General features: G+C 32.1%; 17 protein-coding genes. 7 read left to right on the plus strand and 10 right to left on the minus strand.

Features of this window, described 5'->3' with window-relative positions:
- Nucleotides 1-22 precede the first annotated feature (22 nt).
- The 3 genes from EZS29_RS03600 to EZS29_RS03610 are packed head-to-tail and all read right to left on the minus strand — an operon-like array spanning nucleotide 23 to nucleotide 6,055.
- Nucleotides 23-2,497: a Mur ligase family protein gene (locus EZS29_RS03600; RefSeq protein ID WP_130606624.1), complete on the minus strand. Its 2,475-nt coding sequence runs from the start codon at nucleotides 2,495-2,497 to the stop codon at nucleotides 23-25.
- A gap of 13 nt (nucleotides 2,498-2,510) precedes the next feature.
- Nucleotides 2,511-5,471 carry a hypothetical protein gene (locus EZS29_RS03605; RefSeq protein WP_130606626.1) on the minus strand — a complete coding sequence of 987 codons (2,961 nt, stop codon included), beginning with the start codon at nucleotides 5,469-5,471 and terminating at the stop codon, nucleotides 2,511-2,513.
- A gap of 53 nt (nucleotides 5,472-5,524) precedes the next feature.
- A complete protein-coding gene (locus EZS29_RS03610) occupies nucleotides 5,525-6,055 on the minus strand; it encodes a rhodanese-like domain-containing protein (protein ID WP_172603757.1) in 531 nt (176 codons plus the stop codon).
- 122 nt (nucleotides 6,056-6,177) lie between these two features.
- Between EZS29_RS03610 and EZS29_RS03615 the strand changes: the two genes are divergently transcribed.
- The 4 genes from EZS29_RS03615 (at nucleotide 6,178) to EZS29_RS03630 (ending at nucleotide 10,443) form a co-directional block, all read left to right on the plus strand.
- On the plus strand, nucleotides 6,178-7,170 hold the full coding sequence (locus tag EZS29_RS03615) for an alpha/beta hydrolase (protein ID WP_130606654.1): 993 nt from the start codon (nucleotides 6,178-6,180) through the stop codon (nucleotides 7,168-7,170).
- A 12-nt stretch (nucleotides 7,171-7,182) separates the two neighbouring features.
- Entirely contained in the window at nucleotides 7,183-9,492 is a 2,310-nt protein-coding gene (locus EZS29_RS03620) for an AsmA family protein (protein WP_130606656.1), read from the plus strand.
- Between the two features lies 1 nt (nucleotide 9,493).
- Nucleotides 9,494-10,093 (plus strand): GNAT family N-acetyltransferase, encoded by a 600-nt coding sequence (locus EZS29_RS03625; RefSeq protein WP_130606658.1) that lies wholly within the window; start codon nucleotides 9,494-9,496, stop codon nucleotides 10,091-10,093.
- Nucleotides 10,094-10,215: 122 nt separating this feature from the next.
- On the plus strand, nucleotides 10,216-10,443 hold the full coding sequence (locus EZS29_RS03630) for a cold-shock protein (protein WP_130606660.1): 228 nt from the start codon (nucleotides 10,216-10,218) through the stop codon (nucleotides 10,441-10,443).
- An 8-nt stretch (nucleotides 10,444-10,451) separates the two neighbouring features.
- Here the strand turns inward: EZS29_RS03630 and EZS29_RS03635 are convergent, their stop codons facing one another.
- A complete protein-coding gene (locus EZS29_RS03635; RefSeq protein ID WP_130606662.1) occupies nucleotides 10,452-11,987 on the minus strand; it encodes an MFS transporter in 1,536 nt (511 codons plus the stop codon).
- 298 nt (nucleotides 11,988-12,285) lie between these two features.
- Between EZS29_RS03635 and EZS29_RS03640 the strand changes: the two genes are divergently transcribed.
- Complete coding sequence (locus tag EZS29_RS03640; protein WP_130606664.1) at nucleotides 12,286-13,749, plus strand: C40 family peptidase; 1,464 nt, start codon at nucleotides 12,286-12,288, stop codon at nucleotides 13,747-13,749.
- 361 nt (nucleotides 13,750-14,110) lie between these two features.
- Here EZS29_RS03640 and EZS29_RS03645 read toward each other — a convergent pair whose 3' ends face one another.
- Both EZS29_RS03645 and argH read right to left on the minus strand, forming a co-directional pair.
- Nucleotides 14,111-14,884, minus strand: a complete 774-nt coding sequence (locus EZS29_RS03645) for a transporter substrate-binding domain-containing protein (RefSeq protein ID WP_130606666.1) — start codon at nucleotides 14,882-14,884, stop codon at nucleotides 14,111-14,113.
- Nucleotides 14,885-14,887: 3 nt separating this feature from the next.
- Entirely contained in the window at nucleotides 14,888-16,186 is a 1,299-nt protein-coding gene (gene argH, locus EZS29_RS03650) for an argininosuccinate lyase (RefSeq protein WP_130606668.1), read from the minus strand.
- Nucleotides 16,187-16,518: 332 nt separating this feature from the next.
- On the opposite strand from argH, the gene EZS29_RS03655 reads away from it, so the two are divergent.
- Complete coding sequence (locus EZS29_RS03655) at nucleotides 16,519-17,001, plus strand: arginine repressor (protein ID WP_130606670.1); 483 nt, start codon at nucleotides 16,519-16,521, stop codon at nucleotides 16,999-17,001.
- Nucleotide 17,002: 1 nt separating this feature from the next.
- Here the strand turns inward: EZS29_RS03655 and hrpB are convergent, their stop codons facing one another.
- Genes hrpB through coaD form a run of 4 tightly spaced genes read right to left on the minus strand, consistent with a single transcriptional unit; the run spans nucleotide 17,003 to nucleotide 22,526 of the window.
- Entirely contained in the window at nucleotides 17,003-19,591 is a 2,589-nt protein-coding gene (hrpB, locus tag EZS29_RS03660) for an ATP-dependent helicase HrpB (RefSeq protein ID WP_130606672.1), read from the minus strand.
- A gap of 11 nt (nucleotides 19,592-19,602) precedes the next feature.
- Nucleotides 19,603-20,388 (minus strand): TatD family hydrolase, encoded by a 786-nt coding sequence (locus EZS29_RS03665; protein WP_130606674.1) that lies wholly within the window; start codon nucleotides 20,386-20,388, stop codon nucleotides 19,603-19,605.
- Between the two features lie 14 nt (nucleotides 20,389-20,402).
- Entirely contained in the window at nucleotides 20,403-21,566 is a 1,164-nt protein-coding gene (locus EZS29_RS03670; protein WP_130606676.1) for an acyl-CoA dehydrogenase family protein, read from the minus strand.
- A gap of 18 nt (nucleotides 21,567-21,584) precedes the next feature.
- Entirely contained in the window at nucleotides 21,585-22,526 is a 942-nt protein-coding gene (coaD, locus tag EZS29_RS03675) for a pantetheine-phosphate adenylyltransferase (protein ID WP_172603758.1), read from the minus strand.
- A gap of 190 nt (nucleotides 22,527-22,716) precedes the next feature.
- Between coaD and EZS29_RS03680 the strand changes: the two genes are divergently transcribed.
- Nucleotides 22,717-23,214 carry a DNA-binding transcriptional response regulator gene (locus EZS29_RS03680; RefSeq protein ID WP_130606680.1) on the plus strand — a complete coding sequence of 166 codons (498 nt, stop codon included), beginning with the start codon at nucleotides 22,717-22,719 and terminating at the stop codon, nucleotides 23,212-23,214.
- Nucleotides 23,215-23,820: the final 606 nt, after the last annotated feature.

Consider the following 23,820-nt stretch of genomic DNA (forward strand, 5'->3'; position numbering starts at 1 on the left):
CAATACATTTTGTTCCCATTGGTTAAAACTCTTTTGCAAAGCGATATGGTATCCCATCGAAGGATCCGCTCGACATGAATACTATGGTATCACCTGGTCTCACTTCTTGTTTTAGAGTGGCGAGCAATTTTTCATTGTCGTCAAAATACCGAGCTTTTTCTCCGCAAGCTTTCGCAACGGAATTTCCATCTAAAACTTCATCCTTTAACATTCTCATATCTTGGGGAACCTTACCAAGAAAGACTTCGTCTGCATGAAAAAAACTTTGACTCAATTGATCTTGTAAAACTCTTCGCCGCATCGTTGCGTTGCGTGGATCAAAACAGGCAATAAGTTTCCCTTTTTTTCCAACGCTTTTCATATAACTGCGAAAAGCTTCAAGGGTTGTTACAATAGCTGTTGGATGATGGGCAAAATCATCAAAGACAGAAATATTGTTGCGTTCCTTTAAAAGTTCGAATCTTCTCTTTACCCCTTTAAATTTGTTCATAGCAATACGAACTTTGGTCAGAAATTTTAAATTTGACTTATAATTCTTTATGTTTTCAAAAGATTTTTCTTCATTTAAAATATTGTTTGCGTGTAATACTGCCAGAGACCCTATTGCATTTAAGGCATTGTGCAGGCCAAAAATTCCTGATTTAAATTTAAACTCTTTTCCGTTAGGCTGAATACAGGTAATTTCAATACCTCCTGAAAAAGTTTTGTATTCCTTTAAGATCCATACAGGAATTCGGGTCTTAATTTTTTTATTCCTACTGAATCCTATGACATAAGCTTTAGAATCCTTAGCGCAACGCAATGATCTTGGGTCGTCCAAATTTGCTATGACTATTCCATTTCTCTCTTTCGTTAATTTTGCAAGGCGGAGAAATTCCATTTCAATAGCTTCGACATTCTCATAAATATCTGCATGATCAAATTCAATATTATTTATTAACGTGATTTTAGGTTCGTAGTGTAAAAACTTTGGACCCTTATCAAAAAAGGCTGAGTCGTACTCATCTCCTTCTAATACAAATAATTCTTTTGATCTTAAAGCAAACCCTGCATCAAAATTTGCTGGTCGCCCACCTATTAAAAAAGAAGGATTTTCATTTAATTCAGTTAAAAGATGTGTAATTAAACTGCTTGTTGTTGTTTTTCCATGCGTTCCACTCACAATGATATTGCGACTGTCAGATAAAAAATATTTGCGCAGAGCAGAGGGAAAGCTCAAAACAGGAATATTTTTTGTTAGGATGTCTTCGAGTTCATCATTTTTCTTAAGGCTTGCACTGATGCGACTAACAACATTTGCAAGTATAATGGCATCCGGGTGGTGTTTATCAATCGTGCCATTTAAAAAACCAACATCGGGTATAATTCCAAGGTCGGCTATTATTTTGTCCATAGGTGGATAAATAGGATTATCGCTGCCAGAGATTGAATACCCAGCTGATTTGAGTAGACCTGCAACCTGTGCCATACCCGTACCACCCACACCTGTCATATGAATTTTTATTGATTTATGCGAATGATCTAATTTGTTGCAATAAAGAGCGGGTGAAAAAGTTGTAGCAATATGCTCATCTTTTTCAATTTTATGAGTGAAAGTGATGAAAGATGAATTTTTATTTAAATTTAAAATCACTTTAGCTTTAGTAACTAAAGGAAATCGGAATTCATTATGGCCAAAAATAGGCAAATCAAAAATAGGTAAATTTAATTTGCTACTGAATACTTTAATTAATAAATTGCGATCAACTTCTTTTTCAAACGCATCTAGGCAGCCAGAAAAATTTCCAAGGACAATAGCTTTGGTGTTTTTTAAAAAATTTGAGTTTATTAATGTGTCAATTTTTCTAATTATTCTATAAAGAAATTCATTGCAGTCTTCTAGAAATAAAATGTTATTTTTTGGTAAATCTATGTGGCGTATACTCGCTAGACTCTCTGCGAGGCTTAAATTGAGTGGAATACACACGCCTTCAATATTCTGCGAAATATTTTTTTTCTCATAAAAAACAGGAGAGTTGAAGGTATTTTCACTTTCTTCATCTTTGAGCAAAGAAAATAAAACTTTTTGATCTAGTATCGGTCCTGTGAATAAGTTTTGCGAAAAAATATTTTGTCCATGGATATAACGGAAATTAGGATATTTTAAGGATAAATAGTTGCCCAGAAATGAAATATCAGAAAACCCAACTAAAGTTTTTGTGGGCAGCACAGGTGGGAGTAGATTTTCTAAATATGGAATGAGTTCTGTGCATCCAACTCCCCCGCGAGCAGCAAATATAATATCGTATTTACGCATTGTAAGAGCATGGCTAAGTTGTGTGACTCTTTCTAATATGGGAGAACTTGTGCAATTGTGAAAGGAATCAAGTTGGGGCTTAATTTCTGTGACCTTATAGCCTATTTCTTCAAGCTTCTGAATGTTTTTTAATTTATCATTTTCGCTTATCTCTAATTTTCCAGCGGGATGAACAATTGCAATCTGCTTATTTACAGTCATAAAATTATCCTTTTCAATCCCTATGAGTTACTTCATAAGAAAAACTAAATTTATTCTTTTGAGATTCGCTCCATATTAACATATGGATTAAAGAAATAAAATCCGTGTTTTGAAATTGTTGACTTATCGTTTTAAAAGCAGCAGCTTTAAGATTATTTATAGCAGAGAATGGTGAAGTGATAATTGGACATTGAAATAAGACAATCGAATTATTTTTATCGAGTGCATAGCATAATGATAACGTTTTTGTCTTATCACTTATATTCAACGAGGAAGCTGCAATTTTATTATTTACCTGAATGAGGCATGTGATAGTGTCCGTATCCTTGTAGTTGCTTATTTCAAAATCAAAATAAGGTTGTGTCGATTTTTTTTGTAAGTGAATATTTCCATTAAATAAAATTGAATATTTGTAAATAATTTTGTTATCATATAAATTATTTAAATCTGTTTTACAAGTAAAATTATGCTCATTATTAGAATTATAGTTAATATGCGCAGACATAAAAAAGCCAGGAATAAAACTTTCATTGGCTTCGCTATTTGAAACTACTTTATTAACATCGATATTATTTGTTGAATTATTTTGATTTTCGCTTACAATATTTTCATTTATTTTTTCCTTATTATAATATATTGTCAATTCTCTTTTTTTCTTAGCAATTGAAAAAGAAACACTTAAAGGGTATTTTTGTTGTTCAATATTTTTTTGTATAAAATTTAATTCTAAATTATTTGAAGTTAAATCAGATTTTTTTAAATATTTAAATGGAGAATAATTTTGTTTAGCTTTTCTTTGTTCAATTTTCTTCTTTTGCTGGGTAAGAATTTTATTGAGTCCAGCGAAGCTCAGATTTTTTAATGTTTTTGTCTGAGAAACCGTTGTTCCATTGCTTACAGTAATTAGACATGATTCTTCTGGTTTTGTTTCTTTAAAACGGTATAGATATAAAAAAATATTGCTCTTTTCAAGCGAATTTATTAAATTTTTATCTAACATATTAAAATCATACATGTTGTAGTTATTTAACGAACTGAGGTTTATGGATTTTTTATTATTTTCTAAATAGAATTGAGTTGAAAGATATAATTTTTGTGGGTCATGAACAAATATATAGCATTCTTGAGTTCCGTTCTTTAAAGACTTTACTCCGCTTGCTAATATAACAGGCTTTAAGTTTTCATTTATAAATTTAACTTTAGAATAGTACTTTCTATAGATATTGTTCTCTAAAAAACTCACTTTAAATTTTAAATTAGGTAAATTAAAAATATCAATTGGAGGATAAGAGTCAAAGTAATTTTTTAATTCATTTAATTTATTTTGTGAAATATTTAGATAATAAATGCTATTTTTTTCTTTTATGCATATATTATTAGATATAATGTTATTATTTTGATCTTGAATTTCGCAATTAATATCACTTATATTTGTATCTAAATTTTCAGTAAACAATAAAAATTTATTAGGAATATTTATATTTATGAGATAACTTTCTTTTAACCATGAAGGGTTTTTCTTGCTTGGATTTTCAACAAAATAAGTTTTTGCACCTAATATGCTCCGATTAAGTATTTTACCTGCTACAATGCAAGTTAAATTATTTTCGCTTAAGAATATATTTATTGAGTCTGAATTTCTAAATTCTATAAGTTCTCGATTGTCTTTAAACCAATAAATGTTAAATAAAGCGGATTTGTCAAAGGAATCTTGAATCTTGCAAAGGTATTGATTCTCTTTATTTGTTTTATTTAAATTTATACTATTTGATATATCTAAAGTTTTTTCGTTATCTTTTATTGAATTGAATATAACAATTTCTTTTTCAATTTTATCATTATCTATATTTAATATAAGTTTAATTTTTTCAGGAAATACGGAGTTTTTAAATTGTAATGAGGGAGTGATTTTTAAATCAATTGTCTGGTCAATATTATTTGCTATAATCTCGCACTTTACATTTAGACTGTTGATACAACTCCAGTCATAGTCATTCCGTGGTAAGATGAGATTGGCTCTGTATTTTACAGATTTAACTGTGTCATTGTTAAATATTTCAATCTGTTTGAGGCCATTGATTGTCAAGTATTTTTTAGATATTTCAAGATTCTGGGATTCACCATTATTATTTATACATTTATATACATCATTGTAGCTTAAAAATTGTTCAGGTAAAATGCTATTATTGAAATTCGATATTTCTTTATTATTTTTTGACCATAGAACTTTTTTCTCATTTGGTTTGTAAAGAAATTTTAGTGAATTACAAAATAAACTTTTAAAGTAATTTGTGTCATTAAATTGAATTGTAGGGGGAAGATTTATATTATTAATATCATCTTTCTGAATAATAAACTGAACACCTGTTGCGTGAATAATTTTATTTTTTTGTTTAATTCCAATATTTAGGTTTAATATCCTATAATTTTCGTCTCCAATTATATTAAGAAATTTGTTAGTGTCATTATTTTTTCTTTCAATACTGCCAGTATCTTTGTCAAGAAGAGAGCAGAAGAATTTTTCAGATATTTGATTTGCTCCACTTTCACAAAAGTAATATTGGGAATCTTCTTTTGTTTTAAAATAATTGGAGATAGAAAAGTTTGAAAGGTTTGATAAAGAAAACTTATATATACCTGGCGATAAATTTGGCCAATTTTGAAAATTGGAAAATGTAGACGACGCATTCACTTTTTTAAAGATGAGACCGTCAAATAATATAGATTCACAATTTATATTAGGAAATTTCTGTGCAATTGAAAAATCTATGAAAGGAGAATCCGATTCAATAGTTTTTCCTGAATCATAATTATGTAAATACCATTTATTTTGAAAAATTTTTACGTTAGAATTTAAATCATTTAATTCACAAGCAATTTTTTGCTTAGAATAATCAACTGTTACTTTGGTATACGAAGTTTTTTGTATTTCTTGATTGTCAAAGTGATAAACAGTTGGAAATATTATTGGCATTCTTAAGTTCTTCCACGAAAAAAAAACTGTTAAGTTTTAGCCTATCTTATTTTTTAATATCTTGGAATAGATGGGTCTATTTTTGAACTGTAGAGATCGATACCTCCTTGCAAACTTCTTGCATTTGTAACCCCATTTTCACGTAGATACAATGTCGCATTCATAGAGCGCAATCCATGATGGCAAACAACAATAACGCACTCAACTTTTTTTGCGGACTCAACAGTTTCTTCGAAGTTTGTTTCTGTCAATAAATAGGAATTTGGGATATTTGCGAGTTCGTATTCCCAGTCTTCTCTTACATCAATAATGAGCATTTTTGCTTTGCGCATTTTCATTTCAGCAAATTGATCCACCGTGATTTCAGCTTTTTGCATGTCGAGCCATCCTTGATTTAAAGCCTCGAGCATAGCAGATCCATCTTTTTTATGTTTTTGCGAAACCTGCTCAATAGTTTCATTTGCTTCATATCCACAACTTGCACAGCCACCGACATGAAATTTGCTATGTAAAAGTGAGCGGGCGAAAGGATAATGAGTTTCGACTTCTTGCATAGTTGTTTGCTGAGTGAATTGATTTTCCATAAAAAAATTTCCTTCTTCTGTTTTAAAGTTAAGAAACATGGCGCTGGGCTTTGTTTCATTTTATCTCAAGGCTATAATCTAATTCATGTTAAGTGAACACTGTTTTTTGAGGTTAAAATAACATGTATCCAATTGAAGCTTGGGTTTCTGAACGTCTTAATAAGATTAACTATAATCGATTTTGTGGCAGCGAGCGCAGGCATTTTTCTTTGAACAAACTTCATGAAGTTTCTGTAACATATTATGAAGTTCCTCTTTCTACTGGGGGAGGGAATGCCTTTTTATCAGTGCCAAAATATTTCGAAAGTGCTCAGAAATCACTTATTATACTTATGCATGGTTTAGGTGATGATTGCTCTTATCCTCTTTTGCATTGGATCAGATTATTAAATGCAAGTGGAATGTCTGTTTTATCTTTTGATTGGGATGGGCATGGTGTAGGTGGAGCATCTATTCTTGATTTTCAACAAGCAACACGCAGTCTTCCATTATTGCTCTTTCGTTTATTTGGCGAAGAATCACGCGGAGGGTTGAGTGCTAAAAGAGATGGTCCATCCTGCTATCTTATGGGGCACTCCATGGGAGCGTCCTTGGCGCTTATCGCTGCAACTCGCCAAGATGTTGCACGCAATATCAGTGGAGTGATCGCCGTTTCTCCTGCTTTGAGTATAAATTCTTACGCAAAAGCAGCTGGGGAGGTTTGGAATTATCTCTACCCAAGCGCATGGTTGAAAGACTTTTTAAATAAATTTTCCTATTATGGATTAGATGGATTGTTTCCAGCGACCGGGTCTTTTAAAAGGAAATCGTTTCCACTGCGTATGCGAACTGCGATTGGTTATGTTGATCAGGCTAAAAATTTTGTAAATGAGACTTTTGAAAAAAGAAGAATTTTGCGAGAAGTAAGTGTTCCAGTTTTATGGATGCATGGTATGAAGGATCGCATCGCTCCCTATTCGCAAGTGGCGGCCTTAATGATGGAAATTCCATCTGCTTTCTTTGCCCATAACGATGAAAAGAGAGGCCATTTGCGCATGGCTTTTTCGGATCAGATCCCAAAGTATTGTTCAACATTTATAAAACAATGCTACGAATTAAAAACAATAAATGATTAAGGTGGACGATTTGTGAGTACACAAAGAAAATGGTTGATAGGTTTTGCAAGTTTCTTTTTATTGATTTTCTTAATACTAATAGCACTCCCATTTATGATAGATTTTAATAAATTCAGACCACAAATCCAAAATGCTGTTGAGCAAAAATTAAATGCAAAAATTAATTTTTCTTCGGCTCGGTTGACCATTTTTTCAGGGTTAGGTGTTAATTTACAAAATGTTACGTTAGATAATACAGATGAACTTTTTTTTAATACTCAGCTACTTAAAGTGAAAGATGTTAAAGTTAAATTGGATTTTTTTCCTTTATTGCAAGGGAAAGTCATTGGTCAAATAATTGTAAAAAATCCAGAAATCAATATTATTAAAAATGGAAATAAAACGAATATTTCTAATCTAATAAAAAGGTCATCGAGCAATTCGAGCGCTGACATGTCCGCTTATGCTCTTGAAAATGAGACTGCAAAGTCGAGTTCAAATTTAGGCTCCCTTTCAAAACGGCTAGTTATAAATTCAATCTCAATTTATGATGCTTCATTTAATTTGCAAAGCTCTTCCGGTGCATATGACAGAGAAATTGCAAAAGTTAAGAACATAAATGCAATTATTTCAAATATTGGTTTAGATCGAGATACTAAAATTGAAGTTTACTCCGATATTGATATCAATGATCAAGGATTACAGGTAAGAGGGCCAATTAAATTACAAGTTATAGCAAACACAGAAATGAATTCCAATGAGTGGAAGAATACAATGTTTAAAGGGCTTTTAAGCCTAGATAAATTAGATATAAATTTCAGAGATGCGTTTGTTAAAGGAGCTCAAATTCCATTGAATATGAGCTTTTCAGGTATGGCAAAGCCACAAAACCTAATGATAGATGATTTTAAATTTGTAATACATACATTGAATGGACGAGCGACAGTTGCACTCGATAATTTTCAAAAAATGAATTCAGATATAAAAATATTTTTAAATTCTTCAGATCTTTCTGACCTAGCAACTGTTTTTCCTCAACATAAAAAAATCTTATTAAATGCATCAGTGGATATGATTACAAAAGTATTCGGATCCCTTTCGCAACCGAATCTTTTAAATGTGAATGTAGATCTTACGGCAAAATTAGCAGAATCTGATCTCATATTAGCTTTAGCGACCGAGTCAATAAAACCGTTTAATGGACTTCTGCGTGTGCAAAGTAAAACTTTAAAATTGGACGATATCATAAAGCCTTTTTTAGAAAAATCAGCGACTTCACTTCCCAAAAAGGTTGTAAATGAAAAAGAAAATATGCCCAAAACACAATCTATTGGTAATCTTGATAGTAAAGAATTTTCTTTGTCAGAAAATATGAAACGTCTACTTTCTGATTCTGATTTCAGCACTGAAATAAATATTGGTAATTTAACTTATAATAATAATTTGTTTAATAATTTTTCTTTTATGGCAAGAACTAAAAACTATTTACTCTCTATAAGTAAGTTTAATATGAGCGCATTTTCTGGGAATTTTTCTTCAATATTAAAGACTGATTTAGGTTCAAATCCTATAAATTTCTCTGGTAATATTGCTTTTAATAAAGTAAGAATTGAAGAATTAGCTCAATTCATAAAATCTGATTTAGAAAAAAGCCCATTAGATGGAATTACAGATATTAATATGGTGTTTAATGGGGCTGGAACCACAAAAGAAAATCTCTCTAAATCTTTGAATGCAAAAGGTTCATTCTTTTTTTATAATGGGTATTTAAATACAAAAAGTCTTGTTGCATTAGCGGGAGAGCAATTTAATAATTTTATATCGAGTTCAAGCTTCGGAACATTAAAAATTGATCCTTCAACTTTAAAGAAATTGAGTTTGAGCGACAGTGATAAAACAAAAAAGAATTTAAATAATGTTAAGGGGGATTTTGAAGTAAAAGATGGAAAGCTTTTGATTCGTAACAATATTGATGGTGAAGACGGTCTGTTAGCTCTGGAAGCAGATGTCGGAATTGATGAGACTTTAAGAGGAATGGCGGTTTTTACTGCAAGTAAAAAATTGAAAGAGAAATTGTTTGAGCAAAGTAAATATGCTAAATATTTTTTAGATGAGAGAGGTAATTTTGTTTTAAATATGACTTTAGGCGGAACTGTTCTTAATCCAGATGTTTTCTTAGATACTGCAGTTCTTCAGGCTCGTTTTACAAAAAATGGTGCAAAGGAAATCTCGGCTAAAGTTAAAGATGAATTAAAAAATAATCCTCATATTCAAAAAATTCAAGAAGACGCAAAAAAGTTTCTTGAAATGAATGGTATTAATTTAAATAAATTAGGTTTTTAAAATGTTTGAGCAATTTGAAAATTGTATATTAAATGGACATCTTGTCACGTTACGACCGCTTGTGTTAAAAGATGAGGAAGCATTGATCGGGTGCTTTAGTATAGATTATTTTAAGTATTTTCCAATACATTATGTTTCAAGTAAAGAAGTCGTCTCAAATGCTATTGAACGTAAACTTAAAAATATTTCGATGCCATTTTTAATTATAGAAAATAAGAGTTCTAAGGCAATTGGTATGACCTCATTTGCAAACGTTCGCTTGCACGATAAAAGTCTAGAGATAGGATCAACCTTTATTGAGAATCATTATCAAAAATTGGGTTATAATGTTGAGTGTAAATTACTTTTATTACAATATCTTTTTGAAAACTTATCTATGAATAGGATAGAATTTAAAGCTGATAAATTAAATACTAAGTCAAACTTAGCAATGGAAAAACTTGGATTCGTTAAAGAAGGAGTTTTTAGAAATCATATGATTATGCCAGATGGGCGCTTGAGAGACTCAGTCTATTATAGTGTCATTAAAGAAGAATGGCCACAAACTAAAAGAATAATTATTGATAGATTTAATAAAAAATTATCTCAATATCATAATTAAATAAAAAAATAAAAAAATAAAATATTTTAATCCGACATAATTTGTTACCTTGACAGAAAATGTTTTTTCATGTATTTTTAAAGACCAAATTGTTTAGTATCATAAAAATATAGGAGGCTCTTATGTCATCAAACAATGATGAGTATCAATGTGGGATCGTAAGATGGTTTTTAGAATCCAAAGGAATAGGATTTATTCAAAAAAGTAATGTAGGAAGTGATATTTTTATTGATCATACTACGATAGAAAAGTCAGGTTATAAAGTCTTAGTCGAAGGTCAGAAAGTAGAGTTTATAGAAAAAAATGGGTCGCGCGGGCCTGAAGCTGAAAGAATTCGAATTGTTTCTTAACAATTAAGTTAATGCCTATCGAGAATATTATCTTTTGTTTCTTTAAGAAAGAGTGTGCCAACGACAAAGCTCATCAGAGCAACAGCAATTGGATAATAGAGTCCAGCGTAAATATTTCCCGTTTGGACAACGACACTCGCAGCAATTAAAGGTAGAAATCCACCAAACCAACCATTGCCAATATGGTAGGGTAAAGACATTGATGTGTAGCGAATTTGGGTTGGAAATAATTCCACCAAGAAAGCTGCTATTGGTCCATAAATCATAGCTACGAATAAAACTAATATCGTAAGCAATAAAATTATCATTGGATAATTTATATCTGCCGGATTTGCTTTCTCTGGATAACCAGCTTGTTTAAGTGCATTGTCAAACGTTTGTGGCGCAAAATTTCTGATTTCTGTCATACCAATCTTTGTTTTTAACACGTCATCACTTATTGTTTGTGTATCGTAATTATATCCTTTTTTTGCAAGATACTCTTTCAGATCTTTGCATTCTTTTTGGCAATTTTTTGTTTGGATAACAATGGGTGCATTTTGAATTGCTAAATCTAATGCAGGGTTACCAAACATTGTGATACCTTTGAAAATTGGAATATAAGTGAGAGCAGCAATTATGCAGGCACTCAACATGACTTTTTTTCTTCCAATTCTATCGGATAATCTTCCGAAGAAAATAAAAAAAGGAGTTGCTATGATGAGTGAAATTCCAATTATGATATATGCATATTGGAAATCAATCTTTAAGGTATTTTGTAAGAAGAAGAGAGCATAAAATTGTCCTGTATACCAAATGACTCCTTGACCTGCGGTCGCTCCAAATAAGGCCAATAAAACTAATTTTAAATTTGGAATTTTAGTAAAACTGTCTCTTAGAGGTGATTTTGAAAGTTTGCCAATGCTTTTCATTTTTAAAAATAAGGGTGATTCATTTAATTTTAATCTGATATAAACAGAAATAATGAGAAGAATTACTGAGATTAAAAATGGAATTCTCCAACCCCAACTTTTAAACTCGGACTCTCCTAATGACAGACGACAGGTTAAAATAACACTTAAGGATAATAAAAATCCTAAAGTCGCCGTCGTTTGAATCCAGCTGGTATAATAACCTCTGTTGTTTTTTTCAGAATGTTCGGCAACATAGGTGGCGGCTCCGCCATATTCCCCTCCAAGGGCAAGGCCTTGAGCAAGGCGCAATGTTGTTAACAAAATGGGAGCTAAAATACCGATGTCTTCGTAAGTGGGTAATAAGCCGACGAATGCAGTTGAAAGCCCCATAACAATAATGGTGATTAAAAATGTATATTTTCTACCGACAAGATCACCGACTCTGCCAAAGAAAAGAGCTCCAAAGGGTCTCACGGCAAAGCCTGCACCGAAAGTCGCAAGGCTTGCAAGAAATGCGGCTGTGTCATTACCTTTGGGAAAGAATAATCCACTAAAAAAAACGGCAAGACTTCCATATAAATAAAAATCATACCATTCAAAGACTGTTCCGAGTGAAGATGCTGTAATAACCATTCGGTCTGATTTTTTCATTTTTCTCCCCCAACGAAAGTTCTTTAATGATTATATACTATTCGACAAAAGTTCTTATACAGACAAGAAATGGTCAAAATTTAGGCAATTAAATATATTAAGAAAGTTAAATAGGCAAAAATTTTAAAAAGTAGATCATATGATCATTCCAAGCATTCATCTTCGAAGGCATTCAAAACCAGTTGAAGCAAGTACTATTCGAATTGACAAATAGATACCCAAAATGTAGATTCTGCTTGAAATGGTTTTTCATTTGAATTATTTTTTATATTAAATCTTATATATAGGTTGATTAAAAGTGAAAATTAAAAAGAAATTAGTTACAGTCAGTTTTATTTTATTTTTGCAGTCGTGTACTACATCTCGCCCTGAAATTAATAAAGCACAAATATTTCCTTTAAATAACTATAGCCAAAATATACAACGTTTTATTAACCCAAATTCTCCAGATTATAATATTCCACTTATTTCAAATAACGTAATTTTAGAAAAAGAAAACGCATATAAGGAACATTTTTTTGGGGAGCAATCCCCTTGGTCTGATTCCTTTGTCAGCGGTATACTAAATAAACAGAATACTGATAGTATTTATAGTGTTGAAAAATTTTTATTTCAAAAATATAGAGAAAACTGTGATACTGATAATCCAAAAAGTTTTGCAACTAATTTAAAACCATACACCTGCGATTGGTTTGATAATCAAATTCTAAGAAATATGGATCTAAATCAATTTGAGCAAAAATTGTTTTTTTACAAAAATAACAGAGCTATAGCAACAAACAATATCAGCGCAAGAACTTTTCCAACCAATTCACCTCTTTTTTATGATTATAGACTAGCAGGTGAGGGTTATCCTTTTGATATGTTGCAAGTTAGTTCTATTTGGGTAGGAACGCCTTTGTATATTGTTGGAAAATCGAAGGATAAAGAATGGTCACTTGTCCTCACAAATTCTGGTTTTGTTACTTGGGTGCCTAGTAATAAAATAGCTTTAGCTTCAGAAAAATTTATTTTTGAGTATCAAGAGAATGTAAAGAAACACGGTTTGCGCGTTGTAACTCAACCTCATAGTCCTATAATTAATAATTCTGGAAAAATTGAGCTGCGTGCTTATACGGGTAGCCTATTTCCTGGACAACAGCAAGAAGAAACAAACAAAGTATTTTTTCCAATTTCACTTGAAAATGGATATGCAAAATTTATTACTGCTAAAATTAATGAGGATAAAGTTTCAATCTTTCCTCTATCATCATCACCTAAAAACTTTGTAAATGTAATTCAGCCTCTGCTTGGGAGGCCTTATGGCTGGGGAGGATTATATTATTATAATGATTGCTCGCAGGAGTTAAGAAATATTTTTTCTGTTTTTGGTATATGGCTACCACGTAATTCAGCCTATCAGTATCAAGAAGGTAAAATGATTGATTTAAGTAATTATAGCACTCAAGAACGACTGGAAGCTCTCTCAAAATTAGGGCGAAAATTCGTTACTTTAGTTTATATCAAAGGTCACATAATGCTGTACATTGGAAATTTTAATAATGCTCCTTTGGTACATAATAATATTTGGGGACTTAAACCGGCAGACAATTCATACCGATCTATTATTGGACAATCTTCTTTAATCCCTTTATTGAGTTCTTATCCTGAAAATCCAGAATTAATATCAATTGCAGACGATAAATACCGTCCTAAGTTTATTATTACATATTTAGACGAACTCCCTAATAATGGCGATTCTGTTGCAAAGGTATTAAAGTAGTAAAATTGTCTCTGTTGCAAATTTTTCTTGGATTATTATTGGGGGTTCTACTTAATGATTTCAGCAACAGTTACTATATCTGGGATAGAGCTTCATCACATGTGTAAAAATGGCAATTTAAATTTAAAAGCCATTTGCCTATTTGGAAGCAATTTTGCTCCCTTGCAGGTTAATTGCGTCTGAAATATACTTTTTGAAATTCCATTCTAAGCTCCTTTGTTACTTTGATTTTTTTGCAACAGAACCTTCAAAATTAATCCTAAATAAAAAAAATTCTGTTTATATCAATTGCAAAATGTCTTATTTGGAAAGACGCTTTCAATTATTTTTAAAACATCAAGGAAAAAATAAATTAAGTTATTTAAAAATGTAAAGCATATGTTTTATCGTACTCACCTTCTTTTTTCCACTGAGCTAAAAATTTATTAAAATTTTCTATAAGAGTTGTTGCGTCTTGACGAGCTGCAACACCAAAATATTCGTCTTGCACATCGGTTTTTTTCGACTCCATCAATTTAGGAAATTTCTTTACAAGTATAATTGAGTGATTTGAATCTGTGACAATGATATCGATTTTTTTGTTTCTAAGTGCATTTATTATATCTGAAGTTTCATTGTATTTAAAAATGGTTGCATTTTTTAGATTTTTGGCAACATAGAAATCACTTGTATAACCAACTTTAACCCCTATTTTATATTTCTTATCGTTGAAATCTAGAATATTTTTAATATTTTTTAAAGCGGAATTTCCTTTTAAATACATATAACTTAAACCATCTTTAAAATATGGGTCGCTGAATAAGACAGATTTTTTTCTATCTTCAGTGATTGTCATTCCAGAAAAAATGAGGTCACATTTTTTTGTTATTAAAGCTGGAATTATTCCATCGAAACTATAATTGATAACCTCAAGTTTTGACTTCATAAATTTTGCAAAGTTTTTTGCTAAATCAATATCGAACCCTTCCCATCCATCTTTTGTATATACAGAGAAAGGAATAAATCCTCCTGAAGTACAAACCTTTAGAATTTTATCTTCATTGTTAGCAGCTTCATTTGCATTGCATGAAAATGAAAATAATAGACTTATAAGCGAAACAAAAGAAGCAATTTTAGCACATTTCAAATATGACATTTTTTATCCTTTTTTGTTAATAATTTGTAATGATGTGTAAATATGTGGAGAAATTTTTTCACATTCTTCCTTATTTAATTGGTGTAAATATTTATTATTTTCATAGCTATAAATAACAAGCTTTCCTATTATTTCGTGTGCCTGGCGAAATGCAATGCCCTTGTTTACGAGTTGCTCTAAGAGGTGGGTTGACCAGACATAACTGTTTTCGGTAGATTTCAACATAGCATCTTTTTGAAAATGCACTGTATTTAAAAAGTCGTTAAAAATATCTAAACAGTTTTTGATAGTTTCTACGGTGTCAAATAATCCTTCTTTGTCTTCTTGGAGATCTTTATTATAGCCAAGTGGAAGCGCTTTCATAACTGTTAAAATGCCCATAAGATTGCCATAGATTCTTCCAGTTTTACCTCTAATTAGTTCAGGTATATCCGGATTTTTTTTGTTTGGCATAAGCGAAGAACCTGTTGCATACGCGTCATCTAATTTTATGAAATTAAATTCTTCCGTTGCCCAAATTATCATATCTTCAGAAAATCTGGATAAATGAGTTATAATAATACTTGCAGAGCTCATAAATTCGATAATAAAATCTCTATCGCTTACAGCATCTATTGTATTTTCGATGATACCTGTAAAACCAAGTTTTTTGGCTGTGTACTCCCTGTCTATTGGCAAAGTAGTGCCTGCAAGTGCTCCTGCTCCTAAAGGTGAAAAATTCATTCTTTCATAGCAATCCGAAAGGCGAGAAGCATCTCTCAGGAACATACTTTGATATGCTTTAAAATAACTGCTTAAAGTGATCGGTTGGGCTTTTTGTAGATGAGTGTAGCCTGGAAGAATTGTGTCTTTATGAATGATAGAAAGATCTTCTAGTGAGTTTATCAAAGAATTTAATGTGATTTTTATTTTTTCAATCTCGTGTTTTAAATAGAGTCTTAGATCCAAGGCAACCTGATCATTTCTGCTTCTTCCAGTATGCAGTTTCTTTGCAATTTCGCCAATTTCTTTAAGTAAGCAGAGTTCAATATTCATATGAATGTCTTCTGCTTCTGGGCTAAATTCAATTTCATTTTTAAGTATTTTTGCGCTTATCTTCTTTAAACCATTAATAATAGAATGAGACTCAAATTCGGAAATTATACCTTGTTTTGCAAGCATTTCTGCATGAACTTGGCTGCCTAAAATGTCGAACTGAGCAAGTTTTTTATCAAATGAAATGGACTCATTAAAGTAAACTGCTTTTTGTGCAAGAGGTTTTTTAAATCTTCCTCCCCAGACGGGGGATGCATTTGTATTCATAGTTCAATCCTTTTTTTATTTTGAGGAGATTGAGTCAATTTTTTTAAAGCAAAACAGATTCTAAGAAACGTTGACGGTAAAAATGAATAAAAATCCATTTTTATGGATTTTTATGTAGTAACGAAAATTTTAGATAAGTGCAAGTTTTTATGCAAAAATTAATAAATTCAATTTTCTTAGTGCAATGAAATAAAAAAAGTATATAGATTCTAGTATATTGTATAGGTGGGAGAAAATGCTCTCGAGTGGCAGTCATTTCTCTTTTCTTTTAATTTGAGAAATGTTTTACTTAATGAGAATAGGTGAAACTGATGGGTTAGAAAGACTAAGTTATGAAAAATACAGGAAAAAAAGATGATGAGGTGATTTTGGATTTAATTCGTTCGGAAAAAATTGCCCATCAACAGGAACTCGTGGCAAAGCTTAAAAAATTGGGTTTATCCATTCCCCAATCCACATTATCCAGAAAGCTTAAAAAGCTAGGAGTTGTAAAGGTTCAAAATTGTTATAAAATATTGAATTCTAGCACAAAAACTCTTGTTCCTATTTTTGAAATAAAGGTGTCTCCACCCAATATTTTAATCCTCCACACATTGCCAGGACATGCGAATTCATTGGCTTTTCAACTGGATCAAAAAATTATGCACGGAACAAATAATATAGTGAAAAGCCGCTATGATTCACTCATGGGAACGATTGCAGGGGATGACACAGTCCTGGTTATTTCTGACGGGACAAAGAAAGGACTCGAAAAACTTCTCGAGGAAATTGAAATGGATTTCGAGGTAGAGCGCTTTCATGGAGAGACAAATTAACTTATTCTCTTCTTTTTCTTTTCATTAGGTATTCTGGTGGTTCGGCAGTTTTGGGATTGTCTGGCCATGCGTGCCTGGGATATCTACGCGATAATTCTTTTTTTACTTCAACATACCCTCGCTCCCAAAATCCTGCTAAATCCGTTGTTACTTGGACAGCCTGCATATTAGGGGCAAGTAAATGAACGACAAGTGGAACAGTTCCATTGCAGATTCTAGGTGTTTGTAAAGTACCAAAAAAATCCTGCAAGCGAGAAGCAACCCAAGGTGGTTTGTCTTCTTCATAATTAATTTTTACTTTGCGGCCTTTACCAATTATAATATGATTAGGAAATAAATCGTTTAGTAATCTTTTCGTTTCATGTGGTAAAAGATCATCTAAATACTCATCAAGATCTTTTTCTAGTATTTCATTATAACTTCTTTTATTTTCACAAATATGACATAATAAAAGCTCAAAATCTTCTTCTAAAAAATGGGCTGCATCGAGAGAATATCCAGCAGTTTTTGCAAGTGCTATACGCTTTGCTAAATAACGTAAATCTTTATCATCTTCAAAAGGCTTGGGCCAACTCAATGACAACTCTTTTAAAAGGATTTCTTCATACTTAGCTGTATGTTGTCTAATGGGACGCTCTTCTAAAATGAGTTTGCCATAATAAGTTTTTTTAGCAGCTCTCACTCTTTGCGCATTATCATCCCAAGTATATTCTTCATTCTCTTTGATAAAATATTCAGGTGCAGCAATAAGTATATCAGGATCAATCCCATGGCAAATTCTAACTTGGGTTGATTGTGCTTGTGACAAAGCTTGGGCAGATTCCTCTGCTTCAATTGCAATTAAAAATTCTGAATCTTGCACGATGCTTGAAGGTGATAAAATAGCTCCACCGCCTAGACATAAATTTAACTCTTTTTTTCCAGAATGATTTAAATTATTCCTGACCTGGCATACTCTATCTGGATATCCTGCCAATAAAATCAAACTTAAATCATTGTTACTTATATCTTTAAAACAATCTGTAAATTTAACTTTTGCAATTTGACAGATATGTCTAATAGACACCTCTATTTTTTTAATCCTAGCAATATCAAAATGACTGTTTGGAGATAATTTTTTAACTTTTTTTAAAAAATAATTTATTAAGATATTAAATTGAAATTCAAGGTCAGATACTCCAATATCAGTAGAGGAAATACCATTTTTTATGATAGAACCTTCATTGATAATTGAAACTATCACAATTGCTTGAGGTAGAATATTTTTACTTGCAGCTTCATATAATATTCTACCAAGCCTTGGGTGCAATGGGTATTTAGCGATTTCAGAACCTATTTCTGTTAAGTTATTGGAAGCATCAAAAGCAGAGAGAAAATTTAACAGTTGACTGCATGATTGCATGATATTTTGTGGAGGTGGATCGAACCACGGAAAAGAAAATGGTTCATTTAATTTATGCAAACTGAGTTTTTTTTCTAATATTTTAATTTCAAGGAGCGACTGGGTCAGATCCACTCTTTGAATTTCTGCCTTTTGAAAAGCGGGACGCATTTGAAAATCAAGCAAAGTAAAAAGTCTTTTTACACATCCGCTTTGCGTACGCCCTGCTCGACCGGCACGCTGAATACACGACGATTGACTGATGGGGAGAGTGTCCAGAGTTGGTAGGCCACTCCAACTTGCATGGCCCGCAATTTTAGCGAAACCAGTATCGACAACCCCAGTGACTCCATCTAGAGTAATAGAAGTTTCAGCGACGTTTGTAGATAAAATTATTTTTCGTCTCTCTGTTAGCTGAAAAACCTTTTGTTGATCATGCGGAGCGAGATCTGCTTTAAGTTGCAAAATAATTGCGTTGTATTTATGCGCAAGTTCTTCAATATTTTCTTGAGTTTTTTGTATCTCATAAGATCCTGTTAAAAAGACTAAAATATCGCCCGGACATTTTGGATCAATTAATAAACTTTCCACAGCATTAAAGATTAAAATAGGCAATTTTTTGTGCGCTGAATTTGGATCTAAATGTTGAATTTCGAGTGGATGGGTTCTGCCAATTGAAGTATGTGTCTTTGCATTCGGTAAATAATTTTGCAGGCCATAAGTATCAAGCGTTGCAGACATCACAATGAGTTTGAGATCGGGGCGAAGACTTTGCTGCAATAATTTAACGAGCATAAGTGCAAGATCTGTATGAGTATGTCTCTCATGAAATTCATCAATAATCACACAAGAGATATTTTTCAATTCAGGATCTTCTAAAATTAGACGAGAGAATATTCCACCTGTTATATATTTTACTTTGGTTGCTTGAGATTCTCGTTTGTCATAGCGTACTTGGTAGCCAATTGTCTCACCACATTCTTCTCCCAGCTCTTGCGCTACTCTTTCAGCGGAAAGGCGTGCAGCAAGTCTGCGTGGCTCAAGCACTAAAATAGTTTTATTTGTACGATTTAACAGGGCAGCGGGAATACGTGTGGTTTTTCCTGCTCCTGGGGTTGCCTGAATGATCAAAGTGTTTTCATTTTGAAAATCGGACACGATTGCAGGCAATATTTCATCGATAGGTAGAGATAATTTTTTTACAGACATAATTAATAACCCTAAACTGGAGAACGCAATCTATAAAATAAATCTTCAGAATTTTTTGCGGTTATCTCTGCCAGTTCTTCAGGTTTTAAATTTCGTAGTTTTGCTATGAATTCACAAGTATGAAGAATATGGGCCGGTTCATTGGTTTTTCCGCGCAACGGGACGGGGGATAAGTAAGGACTATCCGTTTCAATTAATATTTTGTCATGTGGAACATATTTTGCAACTTCATGAAGTTCAGAGGCATTTTTAAAAGTAACAATACCAGAAAATGACAAATAAAAATTTTCAGAAAGATAATCTTTTGCTTGCTCTAAAGTCCCAGTGAAACAATGAATAACGCCTTTTAATCCTTTTTGAGAATATTTTTTAATTCTTGAATAGACTTCATTGTGCGTTTCTCGCATGTGAACAACTATAGGTAAATTAGTATCAAGAGCAATTTGTAAAAAGTACTCAAAACACTCAATCTGTTTGTCTATCGGCGAAAGAGTGTAATGGCTATCTAGTCCAATTTCGCCAATGCCGACTATTTTTTTATTTGTTAATGCGACAGGACGTACTTTTTCAGCTTCTTCAATTGAAAATTCTTTTGCATCATGTGGCTGAATGCCAAGAGTAGCATATAATATATCAGATGTTTTAACTTGTTCTTGCGCTAAAATTATAGTTTGTGGATTGTAAGCAATATTTATTATTTTTTTCACTCCACAAGCTTTTGCACGCTCAATAATTTCTGGTAAATTATTTTTTAGTTTATCTGATACCAAGTGACAATGTGTGTCAATTAAATGCATGAATAATAAATCCTTTACTCAAAGGCAGCAATACCTGTGAGATGTTGTCCTACGATCAAGAGATGAATATCATTTGTGCCTTCATATGTATAAACTGACTCTAAATTACACATATGACGCATGCAATGGTATTCACCGCTGATACCATTTGCTCCTAAAATGTCCCGAGTGGTTCTAGCACAGTCTAGGGCAATTTGTACGTTATTTTGTTTACCCATGCTAATTTGAGCAGGTTTTACTTTTTTATTTTGCTTAAGTTTTGCAAGCTGCAGAGCAACTAAATTGCCTTTGGCAATTTCTGTCGACATAAGAGCTAATTTTCTTTGAATCAGTTGGAAAGATGCTAAAGGTTTTTTAAACATAATCCGTTCTTTGGTATAATGAATGGCTTCATTTAAGCAGTCTTCCGCTGCGCCAAGAACACCAAAGACAATGCCAAAACGTGCTTGGTTTAAGCACATCAATGCATTTTTTAATCCTTCCGTTTTTTCTAATAGATTCTCATTGGGTATTTGACAGTTATCAAAAAAGAGTGAGCCTGTTTTTGAAGCTCGTAGACTTAATTTATTTTTGATTTCAGGCGCTGAAAAACCTTTCGTGCCCTTTTCAACTAAAAAACCTCTTATTCCTTCATCCGTTTGTGCCCATACAATAGCAATATCTGCTATCGGTGCATTGGTGATCCAGGTTTTTGAACCATTGAGCACCCATGAGTCGCCAGATTTTTTTGCAAAAGTTTTCATACCTGCAGGATCAGAGCCAAAATCGGGTTCAGTTAAACCAAAGCAGCCGATAGTATCTCCAGTTGCCATTTTGGGAAGGAAATACTTTTTTTGTTCTTCAGATCCGAATGCGTAAATGGCATACATAGCAAGACTACTTTGTACACTTGCAAAACTTCTAAGCCCACTGTCTCCTCGTTCAAGTTCTTTCATTATGAGACCATATGAAATTTCATCAAGCCCTGCACAGCCATAGCCATGTAAGTTTGAACCGAGTAATCCGAGTTTGCCCATTTCTTTGATTATTTCTTTTGGAAAGTGCGCGTTTTCAAAATTTTCAGTGATATTTGGCATAAAAACATTTTGAACAAATTTATGGACTGTTTCTTTAATTAATAATTGTGATTCATCTAAATCTTGGAATGTATTTAAAAAATCTGTTGCAAGTGTATCCATGAAATCATCCTTTAAAATTTATTTTCTTAAACTTTCATACGCAAATATGACTTCTTCTTCATTAAATAATTTTACAGAAGTCTTTCCTAGATTTTTTGCTAATGAAAGAATATATGCGACTCCGGAATCTACATCTGAAGGAAAAATAGCATCTTGTTCAATACAATAAGATAAAATTCCCCACAACTGATTCACTTCATTTTTGGGATAATGCTTTTTATCTTTAATTTCTTCTCTTAAGCGAAAGCCATTTTGTTTTAAAAATGCATCAAGTAATTTTGAAGTTTTAACCATAACAGAACGTGAGATTCGGACAATGCGATGAACAAGTGAGGAAAATAAAAGTTGTAGACATTCAGAAAGATCTGATTCATTTAAATTCGAATTGTCTATGTCGAAACGATGGGTGGAGCAGACTTCTATTAAGTCGAAAATTTGACCTAAAACACGCACCCAATTGAGCATGAGAGCTTGAGCAACAAATTTCGAGCCAACGGATTTGACATGGGGTTTTCCAACAACGGTTTTGACATAAGTTGACGAGCAGTGGAGCAATCTTGGGGGACACATTATTGCCCAAGTTTGAATTTTAGGATTGATGGCTTGGTTAGAAAAGTACAAGTTAAATTCGGCTTCGAAATCTGAAGTTGAGCGCAGACCACGGATAAGATGTTCTATAGCATTTTCTTTGGCATAATCGGCAACCAGACCTTCTTGCGATGTGACAATAACCCTATCGCCTATATGGAAAGGAGGATCGAGTGCCCACCAATCTGAAAATGGATCGATGGAATGGGCTATCACACGTGCTCTGACTTCGGGTTTTAAGAGACTTTGTTTTGCTGGGTTGATTGCTGAAACAACATGTACGCAGTCAAAAACTTCAAGGGCAGAATCGAGTACAAATTGATGTCCATACGTCCAGGGGTCAAAGGATCCAGCATATACAGAAGATTTCATAATATTCTCTTCATTTTTAAATTCACGTTCAAAACAAGACAAAAATAAAGATTTGTCTTGATATGCCAAAGATGTGGCATGAGAAACCGCCGTAGGAATTAAACCCCGTCTTGCATAATTGAGCAAGGATTCAAAATAAAATATCATGGGTCAGAAAGCAAATTTAATTGAGACAAGATAAAGGTGATATATGAAAAAAATTCTTTTTTTTGAAAATAGCTCTTCATTGCAGAAAGCATTGAAAATTTTATTTTCAAATTCAGATGTATATCTGTTACATTTTGCTGAAAATAGAGAAAAATTCGAAACATGTTTAAAAGAGTCAATTTATGATTTAATAGTTTCACATATAGATCAAATATTTACGGATGGAAAAATAAATATAAAAAAGAAGAATTGGACGCATGAGAATATATTATTGATGTATGAAAACGGTGATGATATCTCTCAATTACAAAAAGATGGTTACGTTAATTTTATTGAGAAACCATTTAGTGGCGTTGATTTTAAGAATAAAGTAAATTTTTTACTTGCTATAGATGATATTATATCAACAAAAGAGTTTACAGCTTCGTCAAAAGATGTTGAAGGTTATATCAAAGAAAAAGTAGATAAATGGCTAATAGAAGTGGCTCCACAGTATGCAAAAGAAGTTATAAGAGAAGAAATATTAAAATTGATAAATTAACATGAGGTTAAAAAATATTTTTAACTCGATCTTTTATTTTTTAACTGCTATTTGAAATCTTATTGCATAATTATTTATTTGCGGATATTTTTAACAGTCCTGTTATTTATTTAAAACAAGTATAATTGCCAATCCTAAGGAAGAGCTTTAAGTTTTGTGAATTTAAAAAAAAGACATCAATTCGAGTATCTCTTTCTCCAGTATTTTCTTAAAGCGGAAATATTCATCTCGATGACTCTTATACGCAAAAATATTTTACAAGATATTCAGGAACTTTTATGGTTAGAAAATAAAGGAATTAAAGTTTACCCAAATTACAACAGATAAAAGTGAATTTATAGAATTGTTATATAATTTATTGAATGAAAAATACCAAGAAGAAGGCAGGAAGGAAATTTAATCTTTAAAATTATTCGGAGAGTATTCAACTGCATTGATACTATTTGATATTGAGAGGGTTAAAAATTTAAATTCATCTGTAAAAGATAATTCATTTTGTTTTTGGGGACATAAAAATTGTAAACAATTATTCTAGAGAAATTTCTCGCGTAAAAAGAAATCACTATATCTCTTCTTTATATTTAAGCATTCAGGGTAATGAGATTT

Source organism: Fluviispira sanaruensis, from assembly GCF_004295685.1.
Taxonomy (GTDB): Bacteria; Bdellovibrionota_B; Oligoflexia; order Silvanigrellales; family Silvanigrellaceae; genus Silvanigrella; species Silvanigrella sanaruensis.

Bases quoted from the DNA above. Each gene is read 5' to 3' on its own strand.
- EZS29_RS03600 (WP_130606624.1), bottom strand. From the start codon at position 2,497: ATGACTGTAAATAAGCAGATTGCAATTGTTCATCCCGCTGGAAAATTA.
- EZS29_RS03605 (WP_130606626.1), bottom strand. From the start codon at position 5,471: ATGCCAATAATATTTCCAACTGTTTATCACTTTGACAATCAAGAAATA.
- EZS29_RS03610 (WP_172603757.1), bottom strand. From the start codon at position 6,055: ATGGAAAATCAATTCACTCAGCAAACAACTATGCAAGAAGTCGAAACT.
- EZS29_RS03615 (WP_130606654.1), top strand. From the start codon at position 6,178: ATGTATCCAATTGAAGCTTGGGTTTCTGAACGTCTTAATAAGATTAAC.
- EZS29_RS03625 (WP_130606658.1), top strand. From the start codon at position 9,494: ATGTTTGAGCAATTTGAAAATTGTATATTAAATGGACATCTTGTCACG.
- EZS29_RS03630 (WP_130606660.1), top strand. From the start codon at position 10,216: ATGTCATCAAACAATGATGAGTATCAATGTGGGATCGTAAGATGGTTT.
- EZS29_RS03635 (WP_130606662.1), bottom strand. From the start codon at position 11,987: ATGAAAAAATCAGACCGAATGGTTATTACAGCATCTTCACTCGGAACA.
- EZS29_RS03645 (WP_130606666.1), bottom strand. From the start codon at position 14,884: ATGTCATATTTGAAATGTGCTAAAATTGCTTCTTTTGTTTCGCTTATA.
- argH (WP_130606668.1), bottom strand. From the start codon at position 16,186: ATGAATACAAATGCATCCCCCGTCTGGGGAGGAAGATTTAAAAAACCT.
- EZS29_RS03655 (WP_130606670.1), top strand. From the start codon at position 16,519: ATGAAAAATACAGGAAAAAAAGATGATGAGGTGATTTTGGATTTAATT.
- hrpB (WP_130606672.1), bottom strand. From the start codon at position 19,591: ATGTCTGTAAAAAAATTATCTCTACCTATCGATGAAATATTGCCTGCA.
- EZS29_RS03665 (WP_130606674.1), bottom strand. From the start codon at position 20,388: ATGCATTTAATTGACACACATTGTCACTTGGTATCAGATAAACTAAAA.
- EZS29_RS03670 (WP_130606676.1), bottom strand. From the start codon at position 21,566: ATGGATACACTTGCAACAGATTTTTTAAATACATTCCAAGATTTAGAT.
- coaD (WP_172603758.1), bottom strand. From the start codon at position 22,526: ATGAAATCTTCTGTATATGCTGGATCCTTTGACCCCTGGACGTATGGA.
- EZS29_RS03680 (WP_130606680.1), top strand. From the start codon at position 22,717: ATGAAAAAAATTCTTTTTTTTGAAAATAGCTCTTCATTGCAGAAAGCA.